Below are 26,446 nucleotides of genomic sequence, written 5' to 3' on the forward strand. Positions count from 1 at the left end.
CAGTTCGCTGAGCTCGCCTCTTAAACCCACTGCCGCAGCGCGATATTGTAATCCAACCAAAACTTCGCAACACAACCGGAAGGTGAACTCCACGGGCGCCAAATTCGAACCGCACCGCCGGTTGGATGTAGCCACTGGTCGCATTTGTCTTGGATGGGTAGGCGAAGAGCAGGGTTTGTTGATCATCAGGATCGACCGACAGGGAAAAGTCCTGGTCCAGCGCGGCGCCAAACTTGATTTTGGTTTCTTTCAGAAGCGGACCAGCAACTACTTTGGTGGCCGTATCCTGAAGCTCCTGCAACAATTGCTTTTGTTTTTTGCCGGAAAGGGCAGGGTGCTCGGGGTCACGTTCGCCCTCGAACCCAAGTTGCGCCCGGTCGAGGGACAGATCCACGTCTTCCGAGAACCGATGGATGATGTCATAGACCTTGGATAACGATGTCCCGCCTTTGAAGATCAAGTGAGCGCCATAAGAGGGCAGGGCGAATAGATGTTTCAGTGACCAGCAGACCCAGAAATCCTTCTCGACGATTGCTTTGGACAGGCCAAGCTGGGCGGCCGTTTCCTGAAACGCTTCTTCTCGGTTCTTTGGAGTATCGTTGGCAAACTGGTCCACGATCAGTTCCGCGCCACAATTTGCCGCACTACAGGGTGCATCCAGGCCGGCACATACCTGCTTTGTTTTACGAGCAATGCCCGGTCCTTGCTATCCAGATTGCGCGCCAGCGTGTCGACAACCCGGCTATCCACCCGGTTTTTGCCGACATAGCGCAACGCTTGAAATACGGTGCCGGTTTTCTGACCCGCACCAACTAGCGTTTTGGATGATGCGTTCCGGAACTGGATGACTTGTCGACCAACTGTCTTGGTGCGGGTCGGGCCGTCGGTCATATAAATAGGCTTGGATGGCACCTGGGTTGACAGCCCCAACTGGTTAGCTGCCATGGCAGGGGAGGGCTGTAGAACCTGATTATCCTTACGTGCAATCGCTTTGGCAATGTCATCGGCAGACGGAGACAACAACCCTAAATGGGCGCTCTTTCTCGGATAGTCGTAAAGCCCACGCGTCAACCGCCGGATCACCCCTTGATCCGCCAAACGCGACAATGCCTGATCCACGCTTGCGCGGGAACCGATATCCAGAAAGTCCAGTGGCGCAAAGATTGCCCCCCGGCCTTTTCCGATGATGCGTTGTCTGATCGATGAAGTAATCATAACTTTCTCCTTGTCAGAAAATATAGCACTTTTTTCTGACTTTCAAGTTATGCGAAAACCGAGGTGATTTTGTAAGTATGGGCGGATTGCGGCCATTCGCTGCGGTTTGCACCAAGGTCCGCTCTGCGGATGCCGTAGGCTGGATCACTTGGCTGACGCCAGCATCGTGGCAAAGACAGGTCTTCACTCTACCTGACGTGTGACAGGCCCACTTTCCAGAATTGGGAGTCCGTCCTGAATTTACAGGTTCAGCGGTAGGGCAAGCTGAAGAACGAGAAGCTGTTCGTCTGGGTGACTATGCGTGATCCCGTCTCAGCCATAAGCGTTTGCATTGCTGAGCTGCCCGTCGGACACGCTACAAGATCGGCGGCATCATCAAGAAAGTCTACGGTGAATGCGCTTTCGCCGACAAGTTGGCATTCATCCGACGGGCTGCGGTAGCCGCGAACAAAGACGAGATCGGGGTCCGGTTCGCTGACCGCAACCTCAACCGGCGCCTCAATACATCCAGTGAGTAAAAGCGTCGCTGGCAAGATAAAGAAGGATGCCAATAGCTGCTTCAAGTGAATAGTTGTTGCCATTCTACTTCTCCCATTCCGCGGCTGTGCTACGCCAAATGCCATCTTCTGCGTCCCAGGCGCTTGCAGTGACACATGGGGTTGGATTGATCCCGCCGCATTGCGACCCGTGAACATCGGTGAGAAGAACACGGTTGGGACCAAGATCTACGACATCCCAACCTTGGTTGAGGATAGAGCTAATGACATCACCCACAAGGAAGTGCGACATGCATCCGCCAGTTCCGCAATACAGGGACGCGGCCGACGAGCAGGCAAAGAACACCTCGTTCAACACCCAGTCAGTTTTCAGATCTCCGTCCAGATCCACGCGCACAATAGCGCCCCATTCCAATGCAAATTCACCGTTCTCAAAGTCAGAGCAGGCTTGTTGCGCCTGATTGATCTTTTCTTGAAGCTGCGCCGGGAGCTCAGATATCTCTGAAGCACTGGCAGGCTGCGGCAATGTTAAAGCCGTCGCAAGCAACGCGCAGAAATGCATCCTGACAATCGAAACAAGGCTGGATTCGGCGCTCGATCTCGGCATCAGTTGCATTGGTCGTACCGATAATCGCCGAACTCCAGCCAGTTTTTCCTCTGGTTCCGGAAGATCAGAAATTCGGCCCGATCCTCCGCCAGTAGGGCAACAACGAAGTCCTTGACCAATTCGGAGTTGCCGAAATAGCTGTATGAGGTCATTGCCCGCTGGGTTTCGCCGTTCACGGTGACGCGCGCGTCCCACTCATCATTGGCATCATCGAGGATCACGAACTCGATTTGCCGTTTGACCCCACCGCCGCCGCAATAGACCACGCCTTCTGGTGCCTCCATAGGCGCGGAGGTTTGGTCCAATGCCCGACATTCGGCCCGGAGTGACTGGATGGCTGTACCTGATCCCTTAAGATCAAAAATGCCGTAGCTGACGTCTTGATCTACCATCGACAGGTTCAGGGTGGCGTTTGCGGCAATCTGGTCGAGGACGAACGCATAATCCGCCTCGTCGCTGAACTGGATCTCGACAGGATAGTTGTCGACGATCTGGACGAACGAGTTTTCGCGTCCCATCTGAAAAGCAGCAACTTCTTGCGATCCGTTTATCAGAAAACGAAAAGAAAGGCCGTTCTTTCGTACGATATCCTGCGAATCCTCATACCCGGCCGGGGCGAACCTGATCCTGTCGCACTGCAACTCCAGCGTCATGTTGTTTGTCTGAATAAATGCATTTGGCAACGGGCTGCCGCTGAAGCCCCATTCGGCCAGTGCAGGGGCCGCCGACAGACAACACATCAGACACGCAGACCAGAAAGTGTTTTTCATTTTTAACTCCCAAAGTTCCTCGTACGAGGAGGCAATAATGGTTCTCCAGCATTGAGGTGCCAGTGAGTGGTCATGTAATGCTATGACGGTGCGCCATATTCATTCGTTCCTTCCTGTGAGGGTCGCGAAAGCCACCAGATCATCAAGAGAGAAAGGACAAGTTGAATCGCGTACATGACCATCAAACCGGTTGCACCGAGAAAGGCTGCTGGTTCTCTCAAAGTCTCAGGGTCTTCAACGCCAGTTTCGAGCGCTGAAAAAACTGCAACCCCGGTCAGCAGCATGAACATCGTTGCGATACTGAAGGCCATTGGAAGGAGAAGATACCATCCAGGACGACCTGTATCATGTAATCGACGCCACCCCGCGGCGAGCATCGGAAGCAACATCGCCAGTTGGAAAACGGAGTTCAACAAGTTCGATCCCTCTTCTGTTTCCGGATCAGTGCCAAAAAGGACCGAACTGAGTACCGCCAACCCAACGCTGACCAGGACGACGAACAGAACAAACCACCAATATTCTGATCTCTGCGCGCGGCCCGAAAACACGACATATTTGGACAGGCAGGTCATGACCGATTGCGTGAAACCCATTGTAAAACCCCTCGTTTTGCTCTGGCAGTCCTATATTTACATCTTGAAAGGCTTACGAAAAACAGCGGCAGTGCAAGTTTCATGTGCAAGTGGAAAAATTCAGACTGGGAAACTGCGCGGAAAATGATTTACTTCAAGCTGCGTGCCCCCAAGCCGGGACGTGTCCCCTGACAACCCAAATCGCGCTCTTAAGCCAAAGGTAACCAATGTCACAGCCCGCATATCTACATCTGGTTTTGGGAGGAAGTGCCGGAGGTTGTCTACGCGCGGCAGTTGCAACTTACGGCCTGACAGGGCACGTGGATGTGTTCGATGATGATCTGAGCCACGGGCCTTTGAACGACAAACAATCGCGGGCGGCATATTTCAGAGAGCTTTTCCAAAACTATGGCCAGTTACCTGACGATCCCTTTCCGTCACTAGTCGATTTCGACCGGATCTCGGCCCATTTGACGCAGGATCTCACGCCGGAAGTTTGCATATGGGCGGGTGAGAATGCATCAGAGCGGACGTTTTTGGAGATGGCATGTCATGGCCTGCGCCTTTTCAAAGGTTCGGTGACCCGAGTTGGAACGACTGGCTTAAAGTCACTGCCGTATATAGGTCCGCAAACTCCGGCTTTACTGGCGAGCCTTTTTGATCAACGCGAAGCGGTAGACCCGGTCACAAGAGCAACGCTTTCTTCTGATTTTCTGCGCCTGCGAGACAGTGGTGCTACACTGCGTATATGGGAAGCAGGCAAGATCGTCGATGTTTCCGACAATCTCTATGACAGTCTACTTTTATCATGCTGTGCAACAAACTGGACACCTGCTGCGCGCGTTGTCGGTACGGCCATGGGGCGATGCGACGAACACAACTTGTTGGGTGATGTGTTCTTATCTGGGAGGCTTCAGCATCTGATCATGCAAGGTATGATTGAGGCATCTGGCCCTCAAACAAGCCTGCGAGACTTTGACGTGCGACGTAGATAACGTTGCCGAACGTTACAGCAATACTTACGTTCAAAGAGGCGGAGGCTAATTGACTGGAGTTAGGGGGAATTGAGCATTCTTTGGAGCCTAGGGCCGTCTTTCAAAAAGCGACCCTTACTGCGCGCTGCGATCATATTTCCGCGTCCTTTAGGCTGAACCGATCTGCATTTGCTTTGCCGGTTCCGGTGGCAATGGGATCAGAGGTTCCACTCGAACCCAACTGCTTTTTCGGACACCTCCCAGAGACGCGACATAACAGCCTTGTCATGGGCATGCGCGTTCAGTGTGCCTTTGCCGACCGGGCCGACCGCTTCCAGACGGCCCGTCGGTCCATAAAGGGCGCGCTGCGCGCTCAGAGCCTCTTCGGTGGCACACATGACCTCAGGGTATGAGCCTTGTTCTGCGGTCTGGACCATCGGCGTCTTGGTCATCAGCCACCAGATGAAACGCATTGTGCGGCTGCCGCTTGTTGTGATCAGAGACGTCGCCGATGAGCCGGGATGGCAAACGTAGACCTCAACATAGGTGCGCCGCGCCGCGACCAGACGGTCCTGCAGTTCGTAGGCGAACATCATCTGCGCCAGCTTGCTCTGCGAATATGCGGCGTTTGCGCCGTAGCCCTCACCCCAGTTCATGTCATCGAACTTGATTGTTTTGAGACCCATGTTGTAGCCGAGGCTCGCAACGACCACGATCCGGCCCTTGCATTCCGCGATGCGGTCAAAGAGCAGACCATTGAGCAGAAAATGTCCGTAGTGGTTGGTGCCAAGCTGGCTTTCGAACCCGTCGACGGTCAGCTTGCGCGTCGGCACCTGAGCGATGGCCGCATTGTTGATCAGCGCGTCGATCCGAGGCACCGTCTTCAGAACTTCTTCGGAAGCCTCGCGCACGTTATCCAAAACGGACAGGTCCATGCGGATGAAGCTCACATCTGCTTTCGCGCCGAATTCCTGTTTCAGGTCCGCGATTGCCGCCTCTGATTTCTCGGTAGAGCGGTTCAGCATGACCACCTTGGCGTTTTTCTTGAGAAGGATGCGCGCGGCCTGAAAGCCTGCGCCAGCGTTTGCACCGGTGATGATGTAGGTTCTGCCCGACTGGTCGCCGAGGCGCTCGGGTGTCCAACCTTTAGGTCCGAATGTCGTATCTGCCATATTCTATCTCCTTCCAGCCTTGGCCGGCGGTTGTGGTGTTATTGCTTGAACGCACAGATAGAATCTGACTGGGTACAGATACAGGCGATATCCTCTCGATTATTTGCCCAATCGTCTCAACCCCGTTGCAAAGAAGAAAGTTCCCTGCCAGCTTTAGTGCATGAGCAAAGACCAGATCAAAAACCTTGTCGAGCGCCGTCTGCCAGATGCAGGCCTTGTTGATACCGCACTAAGGGGCGTCCAGCTTTTCCGGGTGACCGAGGCGGTGCCTTGTGTTCCTGCCGTCTATGAGCCCACGGTCGTGGCCATTCTCAGTGGCGCCAAGGAAGCCGTACTGGACGGACAGCATTACGTGTACGGAAGCGACAAATACCTGCTTTGCCCCATGACTTTGCCGGTCGAAGCAGGCGCACCACGAGCTTCTGAAAGGGACCCGCTACTGGGAGTCATGATCACATTAGATCGACGCATGATGCGAGAGCTTACGATGGAGATCGAGGCCGCCACTGGAGGACGTAGACAGCCGCAAGGGAATGCGCCTTCGGCTTTGGAACTAGCGTCCTGGGATGTCGGTTTCACGCAGGCACTGTGGCGGCTTCTCGAGTTGCTCGACAATCCGGTTGACCTGGAGGTGCTCGGACATGGGCGACTGCGCGAGTTGTATTACGCGGTTCTCATGGGCGAAGCTGGGGCGGCGGCAAGACGGGCCTATGGCGTCGGCAACGAAATCGCGCGAACAATCGACTACCTTTCAACCCACTTGAACGAACAGGTCACCATTGACGACATGGCCGACCACGTTGGTATGAGCCGCGCGGTCTTCCATCGGCGCTTCAAGGAAGCCACGACAATGTCTCCGATCCAGTTTGTCAAATCGATGCGGCTGAACAACGCTGCGATGAAGATTGCGGAAGGAAAGACCGTGTCGGAGGCGGCATGGGATGTGGGGTATCAAAGCTCCTCTCAATTCAGCCGCGAATTTAAGCGGATGTACGGCCAGTCGCCCCGGCAATGGAGCAACGCGACGCAGGTGCCTCAACGATTGAACTGAGGGGCGCCTGTCACTGCAGGCTTGCAGCGAATGTCCGGAAAGCGGGCTGCGACTACAGCAATCTAGTCCATAGTTGAGCGACCGGTTTGGGCCGGAGCATTTTTGCATCAGGCATCCGTCATATGCTGGACCAGTGCGGTCAGCTGTCTGTCGCCGTAGCCATCGTCCCAAGCCGTTTTGGTGCGGTCGTGCATCAACTGGATGAATTCAGCGGGCGCCTTAAGTGAGTGATAGGTCTTCAACGCGTCCTCTTGCGCCATCGCGTAAACCTTCAGGGAGGCTTCCGCACTGTCGTAATCCTCAACCGGAACAGTTCTGGTAAAGAGGTCATGGTAGTCATTGACCAATTTGATTGTAGCAGGGAGTTGGTCGACATAAACCTGCATCGGGATGCCCGCTTTCTGGCAGACAAGTGCACCGTAGATCATTCCGAACATGAACCCCTGCCGAACCGTGAAGAGGCCGGCAAAGAGCGCGGCAAGTGCCGCTGGTTTCTCTCCAACATGGGCGGACTTTCCACCCAATTCTCTGATGATATTGCCATAGCGGCCCCAAGTTCCGGCACTGCCCACCGTAAGGATTGTGGTTTCGTCACCACCAATGCCGGAAGGGTAGGCATTGATCATGCCCAGCATGTAGCCAGCCCCTTTTCCCTGAAGGATAGCGACCAGTCTATCGGCATCCGAGGTATCGCCCGTGCTCATGTCACAGATGGTCTTTCCCTCGAGCGAGACGCTTAGCCCGTTGACCAGTTCAATAGTCTCTCTGTGGCTCTTGACACAGATGATGACAAAATCAGACACCGCAATGGCATCATTCGGTGAAGAGCAGATCGTGGCTCCAGCCTCGGCAAAAACCACTGCCTTTGCCGACGTGCGGTTCCAAACGCTGACATCGTGGCCTGCCTTGTGCAAGCAATGCGCTAGTGCTGAGCCCATATTGCCCAGTCCCAAAACAGCAATTTCCATAATGTTTGCCTCGTGTGGTCGCCAATGAATTAATGCACCAGCATGCGGCGGCACCGGAGGATCACATAGTTGTAAATTTTTATATATTGTTAGATGATCTTACTTATGGATTGGCGCGCGCTTCCCTCTTTGACATCTCTCAGAGCCTTCGCCGCTGCTGCCGAGTTTCGAAATCTGACCCGGGCGGCAGAGGCGCTGAACGTGACCCATTCCGCAGTCAGCCAGCAAATCCGCGGGCTCGAACAACATCTCGGCACTCGGCTTATCACACGTACCCGACACGGCATTTCTCTGACATCGCAAGGCGAATTCCTGTCGGCTGGCCTGCTTAAAGCCTTCGCTGAAATGGCCTCCTTGACCGAGAGCATGTCGAGTGCAGAGTCGGTTCGACCGTTGGTGGTCAGTGCGACTCCGATGTTTTCAAGCGCGTTCCTCATGCCGCGTCTGTCGACATTTATTAACGAATTCCCCAATATCGAATTGAGGATCGATTCAACGATCCAGGCTGTCGATCTCAAGCCGGGCGGGGTTGATATGGCCATCCGATACGGAACGGGTCGCTGGCAAGGGCTTGTCTCGCAGATACTGCTGCCAGGCTGTCTAACGGTCGTCGCGTCCCGCGAACTAATCGGAAACCGGGTGCTCACGAATCCCTTAGAATTGCTAGATTTCACGCTTCTTCAGGAGCAAGCGTCAGTCGAGTTTGACCTGTGGTTAGAAAAGGTCGGAGTTGCGACTGACGCCGACCGGAGAGTTGTCCGCGTGCCGGGCAATATGCTGCTGGATGGCATCCGTCGCGGTGATGGTATCGGGGCGACGGTCCCGGCTTTTGTTTCTGACGAGTTGAAGTCGGGACAACTTGTGGCGCTGTTCGACGATCCAATACCTCAGATCGGCTACTACCTTGTCACTTTGCCCGGCCCGGTTCGACCGGCGGCAAAGCTGTTCATGCAGTGGCTCTCGAAATCAATTACCGAATATGAGAAAAGCCTTTTCCGATGGACGCCTTCTCACTTGCTGTAGGCAATTAAGAGCACCGACTAGAGTCAAATTAGGTCTGACTTGCCGTACATGACTGTGCGAACAGTGCGTAAATTGGTGCCGGATATGGTCATGTTCCCGCAACTTGGCGTTCATAATCCGCGCCATCATACCAACCGAGCGATTTGGTGACCTTCAGGTTGTCGTCTAGGTCCCATTCTTCCCAGCCCGAGAAACGAACGTGGTTACCGGTTTCTTTATGATGGCCTTCGAAAGTCCACGCATAGACCATGTGGTGATCGGCGACGAGAACCGTGTCTAGGTTAAGAACGAGGTCTGGGAAGTCAGCCATAAATCCCGCCGCCATGTCGCCAATCTCGGTCCGGCTCTTCATTGGCTCGCCACCGTTCATTATCATTAATGTATGTTCAGCATATCTTCCCGCGACATCGCCTGACGCCCGGTTTGTCCAAGCAGCGCAGTGATCTTGTGCCATGCGGCGGGCGGTTTGCACATCAGGTGTCATCTATATCTGCATGTCCTAAAAGTCGCGAAAATATATGGTTGCAGAAACGTTAATCGGACCTCTCAAAGCAATCAAGTTTGCTTAACATCGCTTCTCAACGACGGCAGGCTTGTTCGCCTCACGGCCATCCGCTTGTTGAAATTGCGGCGTTTTATACGAACGACAGTTCTCGGAAAGCCGATGGGTGAACTCTTAGAGATATCTAATGTCGGCTGTGGGCCGTCGACGAAGACGGCCCTGCGAAGTTAAATTTCAATGGCTTCAGCGATGGCCAGAGCATCCTCTAGTTCAACACCTAGGTACCGGACTGTACTGTCCATCTTTGTGTGTCCGTGAAGTAGTTGCACTGCCCGAAGGTTGCCCGTCTTTTTGTAGATCTGGGTGACCTTTGTTCTTCGCATTGAATGAGTACCGTAAGCACTCGCTTCGAGACCGATCGAAGTGACCCACTCGCGGACGATCCGCGCATATTGGCGGGTTGAGATGTGCAGTCGCTCATGGAAGCGACCTGGCCACAAATATTCTGACCCGACCATTAGCTCATCCTCCATCCATTTCTCAACGGAAGCTCGCGTACCTTCGGAAACCTCAAAGCGAACAGGTTTCTGCGTTTTGCTTTGCAGTACCGAGGCACGTTCCTTGATTTGACCAGATGCCATCACATCGACGACTTTCATCTTCACGAGATCGCACCCCCGCAGCTTGCTGTCGATCGCCATATTGAACAGCGCTAGGTCGCGGTGGTTCTCGGCCAATTCAAGTCGAACACGGATCGCCCAGACATGCTTTGGCTTCAGCGGTCGTTTCTGACCCACGATGCGGCCCTTGTTCCATGCGGGGCGAAGTGCGCGAATGGCTGGTAGGTTTGGTGTTTCCATGACTGATCCTCCGATCCGCCATGCCCTCCCAAAACGACAACCCGACGTTGACGAGGCACCATATCACGGATTGCTGCGCAGCCTCTGAGGTCCGGAAGGAGCCCAAAATACAAAATGCTTCAACGCGCTTTAAGGTCAGCGATGCGCAGAAAGCGGACTTTGCAAAGTCGAGAATAAAGGTCCGTTATGGACGTTCCATCGCTGTCCTGGGATTTCCTGGTATCGGTCGGGTGGCCGTTGTTACAGTATGTTTAGAAGCTTTGAATACCCAGCGTTCAAAACAAGAGCCGCAAGTGTCCCTGTTATCGTCGCCGGTATACTCTGCTTCCAGGTATCGAACACTAGATGGCAGAATATCGCTCCGACAGATGTGCAGAGCAACGCAAGTGCTCCTAGCGGCCCGATCCACGACGATTGAAACCAGATGGCAATTGCCCCGAAAAGTTCCCCGCATCCGACGAGGAACATGATCTGCCTGTTGAGGCCGTAGCTTTCGAACATGCCCAACTGGATTTCAAAGACCTTCTTTTGCCACCCAAAAATCTTAATGGATGAAGCAAAGAGAAAAAATGCAGATAGAAGACCGATGGCGATGTTCAGGAGCAATGCTAGTCCTTCCGGTTTGATTTCTTGTAGGCTGCTGGAGATACGCCCGTCCATTTACGAAATGCTCTGGAGAAGGCGGTTGGGTCGGCATAGCCAAGCCTTTGCGCTGTCTCGCCGACGGATTTATTGTCTTTTGCCAGCAGGCGTTCGGCTTCTTCCTGCTTAATGCGCGCGATCACTTGGGACGCCGTTTGACCGTAAGGTTCCAGCCGGTTGTTCAGTGTTTCCTGATGAAAGCCGCAAAGGTCCGCAAGCTCATCCACACCAAATCCTGAATCCGCAAGATGGACCCTGATTAGGCCTTTCAGTCCCGCAAGGAAATCCTGCGGGGCGGCCAGATCTTCATCCATAACCCTGTAGTCTGGGGGGTTTTCCAGTGCCTCTGGTCGTAGTCTGTAACTTAACCAGCTGGAGGGAAACCTGATCGAAAAACCTTGAGGATTGCACTTGATTGCCCGAACGCCGTGAAACTGACCGGGCAGCGCATCCGGGTCACTGACGCGAAGAATGACCTGGTTGGGGTCCCACCTGAAATCCAGGACACGGTGCAACAGGGATATCCATATACTTGTCAGAAACGCATCGGTTTGGCTGGGCGAAACCGAAATCTGGAAGTTCCTTTTGGCACTGAAATACGCGTGCTCTCCTTCGACAAAGAGGGATTGCGTAACGGCATTGGATTCCTTGGAAACCGCTTGTGTGAATCTGGTAAAGAAGTCTCCCAATGTAAGGGCTTCTGCCAGCATATCGCCAAGCGGGAGAAATTTGACAAGATCGACGGATTGCCCGACCCGTGCGCAAAAATCCGGTGAAGTGGCTTCTGCCACGGCCTGATAGATCTGGTAGACGGTATCGTGGCGCAGGAAATTCTTCGGGTCCATTACCTGCGCTTCGTTCAACCCCAGAGGATCAAGAACAAACGCGGGTTCGACCCCTACGCTGCGAAGCGCTGCGACAACCGGACCCGCAACTGAAGCCCTGACGAGTGGCAGCGACTGATCCGTGTTATTACCAAGTCTTCTTGTCATCTCTTCTCCAGAAATTCGCGATATGCCCGAGTGTAGGAAATTCCCACAATAAAATTATGAAATCTTGCAGTTTTCCAAAACTATTTTTCACGAACCGGCAAATTGTCAGGCATCAAGTTATTCGAATTCTATAATGACTCCTAAATGCGCCTTTTGCGATTCTTGTTGATAGGAGCCCTGATGAACGGATGTCTGATGCGCATACTTGTGCCCGCAGTACTAGCTGCGAGCCATCTGTTTCCAACTCATGCCGCTGCACAGGAAGAAAGTTTCCCGATCCTTTTCACAAATGTTCATGTCTTTGATGGGGTGAACGAAGCGCGGATCGAGAACGCAAATGTTTTGGTCGTTGATAACCTGATCGCCGAGGTCTCGACTGAGCCGCTTGCCGTCGCCAATGCGCAAATCATCGACGGTGGTGGGCGCACACTGATGCCCGGAATGCATGATCAACACGTGCATCTTACGGTGTTCAACCCTCTCAGCGATGGGTTGCGCCAGAATATCACACCCTTTCATCTTGGCGGCGTCGCGACAATTCGGTCTGAACGCATCCTGATGAATGGGTTCACCACTGTCCGGGACCTGGGCGGACCAGCAAAATCCATCGCTCGCATTATAGATTCCGGCATGTTTCCCGGGCCGCGCATTTACTCCTCTGAAGCCTTCATCACCCAGACATCCGGGCACGCGGACTTCCGTAAACTGAACGACCGGCATCCCACACTGTCTGGGCAAGGACCATCACATTGGGTCGAAAGTGAAATGAGCTTTATAGCCGATGGGCCGGATCAGATCCGGATGGCCGTACGCGAGAACCTGCGCCGCGGGGCAACCCAGATCAAAATTATGGTCAGCGGCGGTGTTACGTCCGAGTTCGACCCCCTGCATTCGCTTCAGTACCAAGCCGATGAAATCCAGATGGCAGTCAAAACCGCCGAACAGTGGGGCACATATGTGACCTGCCATGTGTTCACTGAACAGGCGATCCGAAACTGTATCGACAATGGCGCGAAGACCGTCGAACACATCCCGTTTCTGACTCCGGAAGTGGCCGAGGTCATGGTTCAAAAACAGATCATGTTTGCGACCGCCGTGGCTCCGGTCTACTCGGTCTCCACCGAGCAGGCCGAAGCATTTTACACACCAGCGTCGTTTGCGAAGTGGAAGACGGTGCGGGATGCCGCGGCCAACATGATTGAAGTAATTCAAACCACGCCAGGCATGATCGACCTCTATACCCTGGGCACTGACCTCATCAACAACTGGGACCAAACACTAGAGCAGGACAAGAAGATGAGCGACGAGTTCAAATACCTGCTTGAAGCGAATTTCACACCCTTCGACATATTGCGCATCGCAACTTCAAACGGCGCGCGCATGAACCGTCTTACTGGTTTGAACAATCCTTATCAGGACGGCCCGCTGGGTGTGGTCGAAGTGGGTGCATACGCCGATCTTCTATTGGTCGACGGGAACCCGCTGGAGGACATCCTGCTGCTGTCCGATCCCGACACCAATCTGAAGATCATCATGAAGGATGGCGTGATCTACAAGAACACACTCGACTGAGTGTCGCGTGGGGTGAACTTACCTCGGCACCCCGCGCACTAAATTTTAAGGGAGAGAAGGACATGAATATTTCGACAAAGACGGGTGCCGTCGCGAGCCTGGTTTTTTTCACGGCCACTGCCGCGTTTGCGCAGGACACCCTGCCACAAACCCTGTTCACCAACGTCCATGTCTTTGACGGAGTAAATGAGGCGCGGATCGAGAACGCCAGCGTTTTGGTTGAAGGCAACTTGATCAAAGAAGTGTCCACCGAGGCCATCGACGCACCTGGCGCGACGGTTGTGGATGGAGGTGGTCGCACATTGATGCCGGGGCTGATCGACAGCCACGTCCACCTGAACCTAACCGGTCTGTTCACAAGCTTTGGCGGCGCGGAATATGCGAATTGGGACGGCGTCGGCGCGATGGCAGTCGCAAACGCGCGTGATTACCTTATGGATGGGTACACAACGGTTCGCGATGCCTGTGGCCAAGGCGATGCGATGAAAAAGCTGATCGATCAGGATATCCTTGTCGGGCCACGGATTTACCCGAGCGGCGCGTGCATCGGCCCACAATCTGGTCACACGGACTGGCGCAGCCCTCGTGCCCGGGCTGAAGGTGGCCCCGTCGCACAGGTGGAAGAACTCAATCTCGCGGTCGTTGCAGACGGCGTAGACGAAATCAGAACGGCCGCGCGCCGGAACCTCAGCTATGGGGCTACACAAATCAAGCTAACCGTCGGCGGCGGTGTTTCCTCGGAATTAGACCCGCTTTGGTCTGTGGGATACGGCGTGGAAGAGATCAGGGCGGCCGTAGAGGTCGCAGCCTTTTTCGATACTTACGCCTTTACGCATGCATACACGGACGAAACTGTCCAAATGGCACTGGATGCGGGCGTCAAGGTCATTGAACACGGCCAGATGGTCACAGAAGAAACCGTGAAGCGCATGGCTGATGAAGGAATATTCTGGTCCCTCAACACCGCCGGGTTCTCACCGATTCTGTTTGAGCACCCCAACTTTGCACCGGGTACGCCAGCAGGCATCAAGCTTGCGGTTGCACATGACCAAAGCAAGGATCTCATCGCGCTTGTCAAGAAATACAAACCCAAGGTCGTGCACAACGTTGATACAGTACTGTCAACGCTCGATCAGGGCCGTGCCCATCGCGATTTCGAAAAGTACCAGTTTGCCGATTGGTTCGGCAATCATGCGATGCTGGTCTCCGCTACGTCGACCGCGGGCGAACTGGCGCAGCTGACTGGCCAACGTAATCCTTATCCGGAGCAGTTGGGGGTGATCCAAGAAGGAGCCTACGCCGATATCCTGATCGTCGATGGCAACCCGCTGGAAGATCTTTCTGTCTTGGGGGCCCAACCGAAATGGTTTGACGCGGAACCGCGTGAAGAAGGTTTCGACACCATTCGTGTCATCATGAAGGACGGCAAATTCTACAAGAATACGCTGGAATAAAAGGAAAGTGGGGTGGTCTATCTTTGATAACCCCACACTTCAGCCAAGAAACCTTCCCTGAAAGGAAAGACTGTGAAACATCTCAGCCTTGGCGTCTTTATGGCGATCTGTGGTTCAATTGCCGCAGCTGAAGACGCCGAAAGCATGCGTACGTTTTTGTTCATTGGCACGTCCAATAGCACCGCTTGGGAAATGCAGATCGCCAATCCGGGGGATCGCGCAGCCTCGGTGAAGGGCGGGATCGAAGCGCTCGGTGGAGAGCTTTTGAGCTATTACTGGGGGCTTGGAAACGGGAAGAACTACATCACCGTTTCCCTGCCAGACGATCCAACCTTTATCCAGGCCTTCTATGTCAGCCGCCTCGGCGATGGCCTGCTTGATGATTACCAGATGATCGAGTTGATGAGCAGCGCCGACATGGCTGCGGCGCTGGAACGTGTTCCCGAAATCAAAGCAGTGGATGACGTAAAGTGATTGGAGGTTTGTCGCACCAGAGGTCGTATCTTCCACCACGACCGACCCTTGCCGCCGCGTTATTGAGCGCCTTTGCACTTTTTAGTAGTGCTGCTGATGCCCAGGAAAATGCTGCTCAGGCGAAACTGGAGGCCGCAGCCCAGGTTTCGTTGGGCGGCCCGGGATCAGCCAGTGCGCAACAGGAGCAAGATAGGCTGCGCAGACTTGAAGACTCTCGATGGCCCGGTTTGGACCGTGCCATTGATCCAACCGAAACCGCTTTGGGTCGATTTAGGGAAAACACCGGATTGGCGCTCAGCTTTGATTACCAAGCGCTATACCAACGCAGTTCTCACGGCCTGACCGGGCAGGACGAATCTGCATCCGGTCAGCTCAGGATGATCGGGACGTGGGAATTGGCAAACCGGGGTGGCGAAAACCCTGGTAGCCTTGTCTTTATTCTGGAGAACCGACACCGGTTGGGCCAGTCCATTGCACCTTCAGCGCTGCCTGCGCAAATTGGGTATCAAGGGGCAACCGCGGTCACGTTTGGGGACACAAACACGACCTTGTCGGTAGCATACTGGCAACAAGCCTTCGCAAACGGCCGCGGAGGAGTGGTGGCGGGTCGGATCGATCCGGGCGACTACTCCGACATTCTGGGCTACGTGAACCCACGAACGACCTTTTCGAACTATTCAATCCTGTTTAGCCCGGTGCTGCCTATCCCCGATCCTGGTTTTGGTGTCACGGTCGGCGGCTACCTGACGGATCAGATTTACGCGTTAGGGGTGGTCAGCGATGCCAATGGGTCTCTCACAGACATTGAGTGGTTTTCCGGGGGTAGCGAATTCTACAAATACGCCGAGATCGGCTGGACGCCCGAAAAATCAAAACGATTTCTGACAAACGTTCATCTGGGGATGTTTCACACGGATGCGCGCCAACAAGTTGGCGTACCGGAAACATATGGAGCCACACTTTCTGCCAACCATACATTCGACAACCAACTGATGATCTTCGGACGGCTGGGATGGTCCAATGGCGGCGGTGCGTTGGCCAGGCGTGCAGTCAACGCAGGCTTGATGTGGCGACCTGGCACCTATGATGATCTCCTTGGCATAGCGGCCACTGTTGCCGACCTGACGACACCAGGATTGCCCAATCAAACGACACTTGAAGCTTTCTACCGTTTGGACTTGGCCGACAATCTGGCACTGACGGCAGACGTGCAATACCTGAAAAATCCCGGATCAAACTCGAACGACCCGCTGGTCTTGGGACTGAGACTGAGGGTCAATCTTTGATGAATGCCGGGTAGCAGTTTCCGTTCGGGCTTCCTTTTGGCCGGAACGGGCGGGGGCGGCAAGTGAGTGGGTCGCCCCCAACTATTTGGATGGCAGACCTTTTCGGTCTCCTTATGATCTCTTCAGTCTTTATGTGGGAGCTTTAGTGTCATGACGCGATACATCTACGGTTTGGTTATTTTGCTCTTTGCTGCGGCGGTTTCGACGTCAAACGCTGTTCCAGCGTACGCACAGAACGCGGCGAGTGAACAGGAACCTGCCGAGGTACAGCAAGAAGATCTCTTAACTCAGGTTGCCGACAAATCAATTTCTGCCGGTGACCTGGAGATACTGCTTGTTCCGCTGACGACTGATGAGCTTTCAGAAATTGCTGTTGCCTGGCAAGACCATGTTCGCAACCAACTTGAAGAAATTGCCCGTATCAATCTTAGCCTTCAGGACGGAAACGAAGCGCAAGAAGATGACCTGAGATCACAGCTTTCTTTGATAAACGACACTGGCACTGTAATTTTGGATAATTACACACTGGTCTTGAACGAATGGGCCCTAAAGGGTGCCGCCGAAGAAGACCTGAAACCGCACACCGATTATCTTTTAGCGCTCAAAACTGGCGTGCTTAAAACAACGGATTTACAGACGTTATTTCACAACGCTCTCCAATGGTTGGTTTCCTGGGAGGGAGGCGCTGGTCTTCTATTGGCTGGGTTGGGTGTTTTGGCTGCTGTTTGGGTTATGATGTTTGTAGCCAAAATGGTGCGTCGTTTAACTGAGCGCGGTCTTGAAAAAATACCAACAATATCGCGGATGCTTAAGAAATTCATTGCGACCGCAGTGTTTTGGGCGGTCTTTATTCTCGGCATTCTGGTTGTACTTGCCTTGTTCGGTGTGAACGTCACTCCTTTGTTTGCAATATTTGGTGGTTTGTCTTTCATTCTTGGCTTTGCGCTTCAGGAAACGCTAGGCAATCTCGCCAGCGGTCTGATGATCATGGTTTTGAAGCCATTCGATACCGGAGACTATATTCAGGTTGGCGGGTCATCTGGTTTTGTTGACGACATGTCGGTCGTTTCGACAAAAATCCGAACCTTCGACAACCAGATCATCATTGTGCCGAATAGTAAGATCTGGGGTGACGTAATCACAAATGTCAGCGCATCTGATGAGCGTCGCGTCGATCTGGTTTTTGGGATCGCGTATTCAGACAACGCTGCTCACGCAATCGATGTTCTGAAGGAATTGGTCGCAAGACATGAACTATGCCTGAAGTCGCCTGATCCAGAAATATTTGTTGGTGAACTTGGCGACAATTCAGTCAATATCTTTTGTCGACCGTGGTCCAAGTCTGACGACTATTGGACTGTCTATTGGGACCTCACAGGACAAGCCAAGGAGCGGTTTGACCAAGAGGGAATATCAATACCGTTCCCGCAGCGCGATGTTCACCTGATCCCAGTGGAAGGAGTAAAGACATGAGAGCATTAGTAATATTGATGATGTCCTTTCTGCTTCTTTGCAGTGTAGCCTCGGCTCAGTCAGAAGAAGTTTTGCTGCCACAGCAGGAGCGAGAAGATCCCGAATTCATAGCACCGGTCATTGTCGACGGGGATGAGCTTTTTGTCGTCCGCGGATCCAGCGCATTGCCCGCAACGGACAGGGCCGCAAAGATTGAAGAAAGAATTGCTCAAGTTGCTGATAGATCAGAGAGCAAAACGGTCGACATCCAAATCTCCCGGGCTGAATTTGGACAACTCGTACGCGTCGACGGCCATATGGTCACTATTACCACTCAGGCTGATGCCGACCACGAACAGATGGACATTGAAGTTCTGGCCGGGCTGCAAGCAGAGGCCATCGAAAATGCCATTTTAAAGTACCGGGAAGCGCGATCCAGCGAAGGCCGCGTTGACAGCGCCTTGGCCGCTGTTGCTTGGACGGCGTTGTTTGCACTGGTGTCATACTTCTTCTTTGCCAAACGGAAGAAGTTTCTGGGCTACGTCAGAAACAACTTGGAAAAGAGAGCGGAAAGCGTCGAGGAAGCTACAAAGTCAATCCTACGAAGCAGGGCAATCGCGTCTATCATCGTTTATTCAATTCATGCTTTGATGTGGGTGCTGTTTCTGTTTTTTCTCTATTACTACCTGTCCTTGGTTTTGCTGTCTTTCGCGGAAACCCAGGCCATCGCTCAAGTTCTTCTAAAGTACGTCAGTGAGCCATTGATAAATGTTGTGCTGGCTGTCGTTGGTTACATCCCAAATCTGATCATGCTGGTAATTATTGCAGCCTTATGTCGATTTGCGATCCGCGGCCTCGATCTGTTCTTTGACAACCTGGAGAACGGTGCGTTCGAAATCAAAGATTTTGAGGCTCACTGGATCGCGCCGACGAACATGCTGTTCAGGGCTTTAGTCATCGTAATCGCACTGGTGTTCGCTTACCCATACATTCCGGGCTCAGGTTCCCGGGCGTTTCAGGGCCTGACAATTCTTGCCGGTATCATGGTCTCGTTAGGATCCAATACAGTTGTATCAAACATGATGGCAGGTCTGTTTGTCATCTATCGGCGCAGCACGAATGTTGGTGATCGAATAATGGTCGGAGACAAGATAGGGGACGTAACCGAAATCAAGCTTATGGAAACACTTATCAAATCCATCAAAAACGAAATGATCAGTATTCCAAACGCTCAGTTGTTGAACTCAGAGGTCGTGAATTATTCGCGCAAAGTCGATGGTCGAGGCCTTCTCGTGCACACGACGGTCGGGATCGGGTACGAGGAGCCGCCAAAAAAAATCACGGCAATGTTGATAGAGGCGGCTCATCGCACACAGAGTTTGAAGAAAAACCCGGAGCCCTTTGTACTTTGGACACAGTTGGCTGACTATGCCATCAATTACGAAATTAACGCATACACATCTCGAGGATCGAGTTTGCCTAAGATTCTGTCTGATCTACACCAAAACATCGTGGAAGTGTTCAACGAGAACGGTACGCAAATTATGACACCGTCCTACATGGCCGACCCGCCAAGTCCTAAGATTCCCACTGAGGAATGGGATGGAAAGCTTGCTCATATAGCGGAGTAAAAGAATACCAAGTCCACTCTGGGTCTACTAAACCCCGCCCTTGCAGGTTGTCGGATTAGTTTGATTGATCCAGAGCAATGGGTAGGATTAATGCAATAGTTTTCAGAACGTTTTGGGGTTCCAGATGATCAATTGGACATTTACCGCAATAGTAACGCTTCTCGCGAGTGGCGCTCTTGCCGCTGGTATGGAGCGGTGGGGTGAGTCTGGCGACTGGACAATTTTGATCGACCTCGAGAAAGGAAACGGCTGCCTCGCGTGGAAGCCCTTCGAAGACGACATGACAGTTGAAATTGGTGTCGCACCCAATCAGGCTGGCGGTTTCTTTGCCGCCTACAATCCGGCCTGGGTTCAGATTGAGGACGGATCAACCGGTATCGTGAACTTCGATTTCGGTGACGCAAAGTTTGAAGGCGAAGCCGTAGGTGTTTTTAAAAATGGCGTCCCCGGGGGTTACGCCTTTTTCGACAACCCCGCGTTTGTAACCGAATTCGGCAAGCGCCAAAGCGTCACGATAATTGGTGAAAGTGGAACCGAAGTAGAACTTGATCTGAGTGGGTCTTCGAAAGCCATCGAGGCCGTTTTGGCATGTCAGGCAGAACAGCCTGAACCACTCAAGAACTAGGTCGTGACCGACTATTGAAGCTGATTCATGTCTGGCACGCACGGTTGCCTGTCTGCTGGCATCGCATCAGCACCTTCCGGAGCCTTGTTTCTGGATCCACCGACATCCAACTTGAACTTCGGTGACGAAAGTTGACCGGTCACATCAAACGGCCACGCGCTACGGGATAACGGTTTGCCAACTCGACGAGGTTCTGCCCTGATCGCAATAATATCTTTGACCCAATCCACTTGGCCCTTGGCCACCAATTGAACAGAACCCGTTTCAACCACGATGGAGTCTGAGCTTACCCGGCCGGCTTCGATTTTAATTGGTGCCACAACGCATGTTATGTCCGTGTAACCTTGACGGAGTTCCTCTGAAAACAGCCATGGGAAAATACCAAGCCCTGCCAACTCCAGAAGGCTGGTGCTGACATAGCCTTGTGACATCGATAAAGAAGCAGTGCCGCGCATGGAATTCACAAACGCATTGCCAGACGCGGTACTGCCTGAAACGTTGAACTCACCACTCAATCGCCCATATGCATCTATCCCGATACCCAGTTCATCGAGAATCTCTCCGAATTCCCATCCTGAGGTTGACCCCGACAAGGAGAGCCAATCAGGTGAGTCAATCAGATCCATCACTGCCCGTAGGCTGAAGTTTCCACCGCCATAAGCCATCTGGAGCGGGCCAAAATCTACGGTCCCTTCTTTTGCAGACAATTGGCTGGAAACAGAAGTTACGCCTTGTTGGCCAACAATCTCCTTAAAGTCGATCTGTACCTGAACGTCAGCCTCTCTCAGTACGCGCTGCACATCCAGAAGATCGGCTGGCTTTCCTTTCTCCTTTGGTAAAACCAGGGGCTGTACGTTGGTTTCCTTCGGTAGAACCAAGGGCTGTACGTCGGTTTCAGGATCTTTTGAAGCGTCGCCTACCAAGCTTTTAAGCTGGTCCAGCGTAGCGGTCAGGTTTTTTAGATCGTTTAAATCGAGCCTTTTACTCGCAACGTTTCCGCGAATTACAGAAGCGCCCTCGGGAAATTTTGCATCCAAAGCGGCCAGAAGGTGTGACGAACCGGCTTCAAACTCGATTGAGGCAGTGAAGTCCTCGCCCTGCTTCGACGTCACTGCATCGACGGCAAGTGCGCCAATCTCGACAGGTTGCAATTTAAGCGCAGTCAGAAAACTAGCTTCGTCGCTGACATCCAGTTCCACGTCAAAATCAAGGCCTGACAGCCCTTTCAATTCGCTGACCGATAGCGCGAGGTCAAGCGCCCAAATATCTGTGCCATAGGTGGTTGCATTAAACCTGTTGAGCGAAACAGGCCCTCCTTCATTGGACAAGCTGAAGTCGGCATTTATGCCACCGAGCTGATCGACAAAATCTTCATCCATATTTGGCAAAATCAATTTGGCCGGCCCGTTGAGTATGCCTTCGAAAGTCACGTCCTGAAGCTGAAGCAGGTCGAGAATTTCGCCGTCGGCCTTTAGAATTGGGTCCTCAATGGGTCCAGCCTGTAAGGCGATGCCCAGCATCGCAAGCCGACCATCGGGCATGCGGCGAATGCGTTCGATAGAGGCTGGCCCGATCACGTCCAGGCCTTGATCAAATGCGTTAGTTTGGAACAGAAGTTTCTCGAACTCGAAAGACGCAAGTGATCCTACCATGTGCATTTCAAAGGCTGTGAACTTCAGCTCCTGGAAACTCTTTGCTGCGTTCGGCGGCTGCCCCTCAGGATAAAGCCGCGCGTCGAATAGCAGATCAACGCCCCGAGCTGTGTAGAGGTCTTCTATCGATCCTTCTGCTGTAAGTTGCTGTCCGTCCTCAAGGTTTACGGTGGTCGTAAAGGTCTCGATTTTCAGAGCATCCTGAGAAACAAGCTCTGCTTGCAACTGGCCATTCCCTTCCAGAACTCGCTCCAGCCCAATGACTTCAAGAAAGTCACCGAATTCACCAGTGTCCATCTGCAAGACAGCACGATAGCCACCTCCCTCGCTTTCCGAAAAAGGTTCGCCGTCGTAGCTTACCGTCATTTCGCCAAAATTGGCGCGCGTCGCAAACGGCGCACTATGAGGATAGTCACCCTCGATTTCGAAACTTTGGCCGTTGACGGAGCCTGTCCCCGAGACCTTTGTTCTTTGCCCTTTGTCTACCTGTTCCAGAGCGAGAGACTGGAGGTCAAACACGAACGAAAAGCCAGAGGATTGATCATCAATGTTCAACCCAATGGATGTGAAAGTTACATTCTTGTCGCTCAGGAATGAGAGGATTCCACTACCTTCTGGGTCGCCCTCATTGGATCCGCCGGTCTCAGCTATAGCCTCTTGATTGTCCTCTTCCGTGGCGTTTTCGGGTTCAGGTTTTGGCGTCGGTCGGCCTTTTCGCCAACTTGTAGTGCCGTCAGCAGCTGTAAGGAAATTCGCCTGGAGACCGTCAACGACGAGGTTGTCAAAGTGCAGACGTCGATTGGCCAAAGCAGCAACATCCACTTCCAGTTCCAGAAGGTTCAATTCTGCAAGAGATGTTTCCGGCATAGTTTGGCTCGGGATAACCACACCACCGACGTAAATGTGGGTAATGCGTCCAAGCGCGACACTTACATCGTCATTAACCACAATCGGCTGTCCGATTTGTTCAGAAAGGACTTTTTCGACCAGGTCACGTCGCATCTCCGAGAATAGCGGCGCAGCAAGTAGCAACCAAACAAATCCGATTGTTGCAAACACAAGTAGTACGACAATCCCAATTGATCTAAGAAGCCAAGTCCTCATGCATCCCCCTGTCGTCGCCTACGCCGTTTGGTCTATCTGCAATTCGGCGTTCGCCAATCTGCTGGACTAGATGGGCACATAATTCGGTTCGCGCGCGCCGCGCATTTAGTGCTCATCGGTCCAAAGCCGCCAGGATACGAGCATCCCGCTCGTATGGGTCCTCGCGGAAATGAACGACCCCGTCTTCGACCCACGCTGTCCAGTATGTTAAAAGAACCGGCATTGGCTCAGGTAGATCAACGCGCGTTGTCTTTCCGCTATCCAAAATGGACTGCATCTTCTGTCGGCTCCAATCTGGCTCTCCCTCCATCAGAAGGCTCGCGAACTCGAACGGATACTCAAGGCGAACGCAGCCGGAACTGAGATTTCTCTCGTTTCGGTCAAAAAGGGTTTTGTCGTTTGTGTCGTGCAAGTATACAGCGTATTTGTTTGGAAACATGAACTTAACCAAACCCAGCGCATTGTCTGGGCCCGGTTGCTGAACCAGGGTCACGCCGGGGTTCTTCGCCCCCCAGTTTACAGCGTTTGCGGGGATTGTCTGGCCATCCTTGTTCCGAACGACATAATTGTTGCGTGTCAGATAGGCTGGATCCTTGCGGATGCGCGAAAGTTTGTCCTTACGAAAAATCGAGGCGGGAACGGTCCAGGTGGGATTGAATTCCATGTACTCAATTTCATCTCGAAACACCGGGGTCTTTCGATAGGCTGACCCTGTGATTGATCTAGTGGTCCAAAGCGTGCCATCCGATGTAACCAAATATGTGCGGGCTCCTGCAATGTTCACCAGCACGAATTCGTCGTCGACTTCCCGCATAAGCCAGCGGCCGCGTTCCAAGCTGAGACGCAACTTGTTTATGCGATCTTCCACCGGTTTGTTTAGCGATGCGAACGTCTTACCGCCAATGACCCCATCGGCTTCTAATCCATGCCGACTCTGAAAGGATTTGACTATTTTCACCAAGCTATCGTCGTAAACCCAAGCTGGGTTTGTGCCGTTTTCGCCATCTTCAGAAGAACCGCTTGTTTCAACGTAGCCTTCTGCCGCCAGCCTTTCGCGCAGCTTAGCGACGGCAGGGTCCACCATCTCTGGTTTAAGAACGGTTTCATCCGGAACATTGGTCCAACCGCCCTGTAAAGCAATGGCCCTATACTTACTCAGTGCTTCGACAAGCATCACGTACTGCGCATTGTCGATATCAATACGTGCGATTAACGCGCTAAAACCTTCACCTTTAAGAAACTGATTCAGGGCAACGGCTGGGTCTTGTTGAATTACCGGTTTTGAGAAGTTCCAATCGTCGTCCAGTGCATTTGGGTCTACTTTTCCAAACACCAAATGATGGACCAGTTTCACCGCAGCGTCCGTTGCCAGAATATCGAACAAAGCTTGATTAGAAACATCGCCAGTTTGGGCGGCCTTAAATGCGGTTTGAAGCTCCGCTAAGTCAAAATCTTCCGGTCTGAAGCCCTGTTCTATTGCACTATCCAACTCATCAAAGAGTTCGTCTGACAATTCATCGCGTGTCCACGCAGGAGTGAAGTCCCTCTCTTCGTAAAAACGCGGCACTAGGATTTCAGCATCCAAGCTCTTGCTGTCAGGTAGCGTGCTACTCACTTCCAACTCGGCACCGAGTAGAGCAGCAATCTGCTCTGAGATCTCGTTTGCGACGCTTGGGTTGGGGAATATTGTTACCAATGCAGTTAGCGAAATCGCGACTAACGACTTAACGTGACCCACCAATACCTCCTGCGGCTTCGCGCTATATGCTGTCTCTATGTGGAAGGATACTCATACATAATGTATAATCAAATCGTAATTTATGATTTTAGTATGGCCATTTGATTGGAGGGCTCGAGAGCCGTGTGTATATGCAGGGGATCGGCGCTGAACGTCCAAACGATCCTGTGGACGAGGCGGCCCTGTTGAATCTACTGTCATTGCAGTATCGACGGAGTTGGGCGGGTTATGGCGACATTTGTATTGGTCCATGGAGCGTGGCAAGGGGGATGGTGCTGGGCTCGCGTAGCCGCGCTTCTGCGCAGGGAGGGCCACGACGTTTTTACCCCTACACTGACAGGTCTGGGCGAGCGTGCTCATCTCGAGAGTGACGAAACCGATCTGGCCATGCATATCGAGGATGTCCTGGGGGTGATCACGTGCGAAGAACTCTCTGACATTGTTTTGTGCGGTCATAGCTATGGCGGCATGGTTGTCACCGGAGTCGCAAATAGAGCGCCCGACCACATTCGCTCACTTGTGTACCTCGATGCGCTCGTGCCGGGCGATGGGCAGGCCGCCTTGGATGTGTTGCCTGCGGATATCGCGGCAGGGCTTCGTGATAGTGCCGTCGATGGCAAAGTCGCGCCGGGCCCAGCGGAGGCTTTTTCGGTGAATGGAGCAGACTGTGCGTGGGTAGACCGCCGAAATGTCGCGCAACCACTCAAGACATTTGAGCAACCGATTCAACTGGTGAGCGGCGGAACCAAGGTGTTAAAGCGAACCTACATCTATGCCACTGGCTGGGTCCCAGGGCTTGGCCAACCGTTTTTTGAGCGATACCAGCATCAGTCGGGGTGGACAGCGGTTTCGGTGCCATTCGGGCACTACGTGATGATCGATAGGCCTGACGACTTGGCCCGAATGCTAATGTCCGCGATTTGAATTTGGCCGCCGGATCCTGCACGAGCGCGCGGACAGCGAAATCGCCCGCATAGGAATAGTTATTGCTTCTATCCCGATTGTCCTACTTCAATCAGCGCTTCGGGCGAGATGCGCCGTAGCTCCGCAAGTGAATCCGCGTCTCGACTGATCAGCTGGCATTGATCTCAAACCGAAGCTTCAGCTTCAATGGCAGGCAACCGATCTCGGCGCCGTCACTTTCGGATGCTCGATAATGAGTATGCGGTACTAGCTAGGAAAATAAGATCGGCTCAGACAAGGCGCTCGACGTTATCTTGGCCAACAAGTCTCTCACAATTGCCTTAGAACTGTTTCCCACTGACTAGGGTTGAATTTTTTCGACCAGAGTGCACTCTTGATTGTGGATGAGCGTCTAAAGTCGATTGAGCTGAGAGAGGACTACTATAAATTGAACGAATTCTACGCACCGCGCAAACTTATGGGCAAAAAATGCAAACTTATGCGCAAATCTCGCGCAAGGTTATGGGCGTAGAATCCGTAATTTTCTGAATGTAATCAGTGTTGGGCGCGCAACGATATGCGCGCGCCTACAGATTTTTGTAGGTGCGCCCAAAGCTTTGCATTTCGCCTAAAGATTTGCATCTTTGGCCCAAAACATTGGGCGCAAAAGCCACGCACAGAATTTAGAATTCAAAGCTAATTGCGCACAG

25 protein-coding genes are annotated in these 26,446 nt (G+C 52.9%); 11 read left to right on the forward strand and 14 right to left on the reverse strand.

The features are described from left to right. The 6 genes from AC2FFH_RS21775 to AC2FFH_RS21800 form a co-directional block, all read right to left on the reverse strand. The coding region (locus AC2FFH_RS21775) for a nucleotidyl transferase AbiEii/AbiGii toxin family protein (protein ID WP_496845308.1) at nucleotides 1–616 on the reverse strand (616 nt) is incomplete at its 3' end. Between the two features lie 2 nt (nucleotides 617–618). After that, entirely contained in the window at nucleotides 619–1,215 is a 597-nt protein-coding gene (locus tag AC2FFH_RS21780) for a DUF6088 family protein (protein ID WP_496704123.1), read from the reverse strand. 248 nt (nucleotides 1,216–1,463) lie between these two features. Further along, a complete protein-coding gene (locus AC2FFH_RS21785; protein ID WP_282169982.1) occupies nucleotides 1,464–1,796 on the reverse strand; it encodes a hypothetical protein in 333 nt (110 codons plus the stop codon). A gap of 1 nt (nucleotide 1,797) precedes the next feature. After that, nucleotides 1,798–2,319: a hypothetical protein gene (locus AC2FFH_RS21790; protein ID WP_496704870.1), complete on the reverse strand. Its 522-nt coding sequence runs from the start codon at nucleotides 2,317–2,319 to the stop codon at nucleotides 1,798–1,800. Then, the gene (locus AC2FFH_RS21795) at nucleotides 2,319–3,089 is read right to left on the reverse strand and encodes a hypothetical protein (RefSeq protein ID WP_496704868.1); all 771 of its coding nucleotides are present in this window, start codon (nucleotides 3,087–3,089) and stop codon (nucleotides 2,319–2,321) included. Before AC2FFH_RS21795 ends, AC2FFH_RS21790 begins: the two co-directional genes overlap by 1 nt. An 80-nt stretch (nucleotides 3,090–3,169) precedes the next feature. Continuing rightward, nucleotides 3,170–3,661 carry a DUF805 domain-containing protein gene (locus AC2FFH_RS21800; RefSeq protein WP_496723428.1) on the reverse strand — a complete coding sequence of 164 codons (492 nt, stop codon included), beginning with the start codon at nucleotides 3,659–3,661 and terminating at the stop codon, nucleotides 3,170–3,172. Between the two features lie 227 nt (nucleotides 3,662–3,888). Here AC2FFH_RS21800 and AC2FFH_RS21805 point away from each other — a divergent pair, with 227 nt between their 5' ends. Beyond that, nucleotides 3,889–4,656, forward strand: coding sequence for a DUF3658 domain-containing protein (locus tag AC2FFH_RS21805; RefSeq protein WP_282169978.1), 768 nt, complete (start codon nucleotides 3,889–3,891; stop codon nucleotides 4,654–4,656). A gap of 197 nt (nucleotides 4,657–4,853) precedes the next feature. Here AC2FFH_RS21805 and AC2FFH_RS21810 read toward each other — a convergent pair whose 3' ends face one another. Next, the gene (locus AC2FFH_RS21810; protein ID WP_496845309.1) at nucleotides 4,854–5,807 is read right to left on the reverse strand and encodes an SDR family oxidoreductase; all 954 of its coding nucleotides are present in this window, start codon (nucleotides 5,805–5,807) and stop codon (nucleotides 4,854–4,856) included. A gap of 160 nt (nucleotides 5,808–5,967) precedes the next feature. On the opposite strand from AC2FFH_RS21810, the gene AC2FFH_RS21815 reads away from it, so the two are divergent. Then, nucleotides 5,968–6,858 (forward strand): AraC family transcriptional regulator, encoded by an 891-nt coding sequence (locus tag AC2FFH_RS21815; RefSeq protein ID WP_496723427.1) that lies wholly within the window; start codon nucleotides 5,968–5,970, stop codon nucleotides 6,856–6,858. A 107-nt stretch (nucleotides 6,859–6,965) separates the two neighbouring features. On the opposite strand, the gene AC2FFH_RS21820 is transcribed toward AC2FFH_RS21815, so the two are convergent. After that, nucleotides 6,966–7,880, reverse strand: a complete 915-nt coding sequence (locus AC2FFH_RS21820) for an NAD(P)-dependent oxidoreductase (RefSeq protein WP_496845310.1) — start codon at nucleotides 7,878–7,880, stop codon at nucleotides 6,966–6,968. 51 nt (nucleotides 7,881–7,931) lie between these two features. On the opposite strand from AC2FFH_RS21820, the gene AC2FFH_RS21825 reads away from it, so the two are divergent. Beyond that, the gene (locus AC2FFH_RS21825) at nucleotides 7,932–8,849 is read left to right on the forward strand and encodes a LysR family transcriptional regulator (RefSeq protein ID WP_170689467.1); all 918 of its coding nucleotides are present in this window, start codon (nucleotides 7,932–7,934) and stop codon (nucleotides 8,847–8,849) included. Between the two features lie 88 nt (nucleotides 8,850–8,937). On the opposite strand, the gene AC2FFH_RS21830 is transcribed toward AC2FFH_RS21825, so the two are convergent. The 4 genes from AC2FFH_RS21830 to AC2FFH_RS21845 all read right to left on the reverse strand — a co-directional run bounded on the left by AC2FFH_RS21830 (nucleotide 8,938) and on the right by AC2FFH_RS21845 (nucleotide 11,845). Continuing rightward, a complete protein-coding gene (locus AC2FFH_RS21830; protein WP_170689468.1) occupies nucleotides 8,938–9,333 on the reverse strand; it encodes a nuclear transport factor 2 family protein in 396 nt (131 codons plus the stop codon). Nucleotides 9,334–9,578: 245 nt separating this feature from the next. Continuing rightward, on the reverse strand, nucleotides 9,579–10,211 hold the full coding sequence (locus tag AC2FFH_RS21835) for a tyrosine-type recombinase/integrase (RefSeq protein WP_496845311.1): 633 nt from the start codon (nucleotides 10,209–10,211) through the stop codon (nucleotides 9,579–9,581). Nucleotides 10,212–10,451: 240 nt separating this feature from the next. Further along, nucleotides 10,452–10,871 (reverse strand): DoxX family protein, encoded by a 420-nt coding sequence (locus tag AC2FFH_RS21840; RefSeq protein WP_496845312.1) that lies wholly within the window; start codon nucleotides 10,869–10,871, stop codon nucleotides 10,452–10,454. Continuing rightward, nucleotides 10,820–11,845: a helix-turn-helix domain-containing protein gene (locus tag AC2FFH_RS21845; RefSeq protein WP_496845313.1), complete on the reverse strand. Its 1,026-nt coding sequence runs from the start codon at nucleotides 11,843–11,845 to the stop codon at nucleotides 10,820–10,822. The genes AC2FFH_RS21840 and AC2FFH_RS21845 overlap by 52 nt, the downstream gene beginning before the upstream one ends. A 180-nt stretch (nucleotides 11,846–12,025) precedes the next feature. Between AC2FFH_RS21845 and AC2FFH_RS21850 the strand changes: the two genes are divergently transcribed. From AC2FFH_RS21850 to AC2FFH_RS21880, 7 genes are all read left to right on the forward strand, one after another. Beyond that, entirely contained in the window at nucleotides 12,026–13,417 is a 1,392-nt protein-coding gene (locus tag AC2FFH_RS21850; RefSeq protein WP_496845314.1) for a metal-dependent hydrolase family protein, read from the forward strand. A 62-nt stretch (nucleotides 13,418–13,479) separates the two neighbouring features. Continuing rightward, on the forward strand, nucleotides 13,480–14,871 hold the full coding sequence (locus AC2FFH_RS21855; RefSeq protein WP_496769819.1) for a metal-dependent hydrolase family protein: 1,392 nt from the start codon (nucleotides 13,480–13,482) through the stop codon (nucleotides 14,869–14,871). A gap of 72 nt (nucleotides 14,872–14,943) precedes the next feature. Continuing rightward, nucleotides 14,944–15,345: a hypothetical protein gene (locus AC2FFH_RS21860; RefSeq protein ID WP_496845315.1), complete on the forward strand. Its 402-nt coding sequence runs from the start codon at nucleotides 14,944–14,946 to the stop codon at nucleotides 15,343–15,345. Between the two features lie 62 nt (nucleotides 15,346–15,407). After that, the gene (locus AC2FFH_RS21865) at nucleotides 15,408–16,631 is read left to right on the forward strand and encodes a carbohydrate porin (RefSeq protein ID WP_496845316.1); all 1,224 of its coding nucleotides are present in this window, start codon (nucleotides 15,408–15,410) and stop codon (nucleotides 16,629–16,631) included. A gap of 150 nt (nucleotides 16,632–16,781) precedes the next feature. After that, nucleotides 16,782–18,104, forward strand: a complete 1,323-nt coding sequence (locus tag AC2FFH_RS21870; protein ID WP_496769825.1) for a mechanosensitive ion channel family protein — start codon at nucleotides 16,782–16,784, stop codon at nucleotides 18,102–18,104. Beyond that, the gene (locus AC2FFH_RS21875; protein ID WP_496845317.1) at nucleotides 18,101–19,714 is read left to right on the forward strand and encodes a mechanosensitive ion channel family protein; all 1,614 of its coding nucleotides are present in this window, start codon (nucleotides 18,101–18,103) and stop codon (nucleotides 19,712–19,714) included. Before AC2FFH_RS21870 ends, AC2FFH_RS21875 begins: the two co-directional genes overlap by 4 nt. 124 nt (nucleotides 19,715–19,838) lie before the next feature. Continuing rightward, nucleotides 19,839–20,339, forward strand: a complete 501-nt coding sequence (locus tag AC2FFH_RS21880) for a hypothetical protein (RefSeq protein ID WP_282171046.1) — start codon at nucleotides 19,839–19,841, stop codon at nucleotides 20,337–20,339. Nucleotides 20,340–20,350: 11 nt separating this feature from the next. Here the strand turns inward: AC2FFH_RS21880 and AC2FFH_RS21885 are convergent, their stop codons facing one another. Continuing rightward, the gene (locus tag AC2FFH_RS21885; protein WP_496845318.1) at nucleotides 20,351–23,095 is read right to left on the reverse strand and encodes an AsmA family protein; all 2,745 of its coding nucleotides are present in this window, start codon (nucleotides 23,093–23,095) and stop codon (nucleotides 20,351–20,353) included. Between the two features lie 112 nt (nucleotides 23,096–23,207). Next, nucleotides 23,208–24,833 carry a L,D-transpeptidase family protein gene (locus AC2FFH_RS21890; RefSeq protein WP_496769831.1) on the reverse strand — a complete coding sequence of 542 codons (1,626 nt, stop codon included), beginning with the start codon at nucleotides 24,831–24,833 and terminating at the stop codon, nucleotides 23,208–23,210. A 228-nt stretch (nucleotides 24,834–25,061) separates the two neighbouring features. On the opposite strand from AC2FFH_RS21890, the gene AC2FFH_RS21895 reads away from it, so the two are divergent. Further along, the gene (locus tag AC2FFH_RS21895; RefSeq protein ID WP_496705767.1) at nucleotides 25,062–25,757 is read left to right on the forward strand and encodes an alpha/beta fold hydrolase; all 696 of its coding nucleotides are present in this window, start codon (nucleotides 25,062–25,064) and stop codon (nucleotides 25,755–25,757) included. Nucleotides 25,758–26,446: the final 689 nt, after the last annotated feature.

Source organism: Ruegeria sp. YTSC003, from assembly GCF_059609785.1.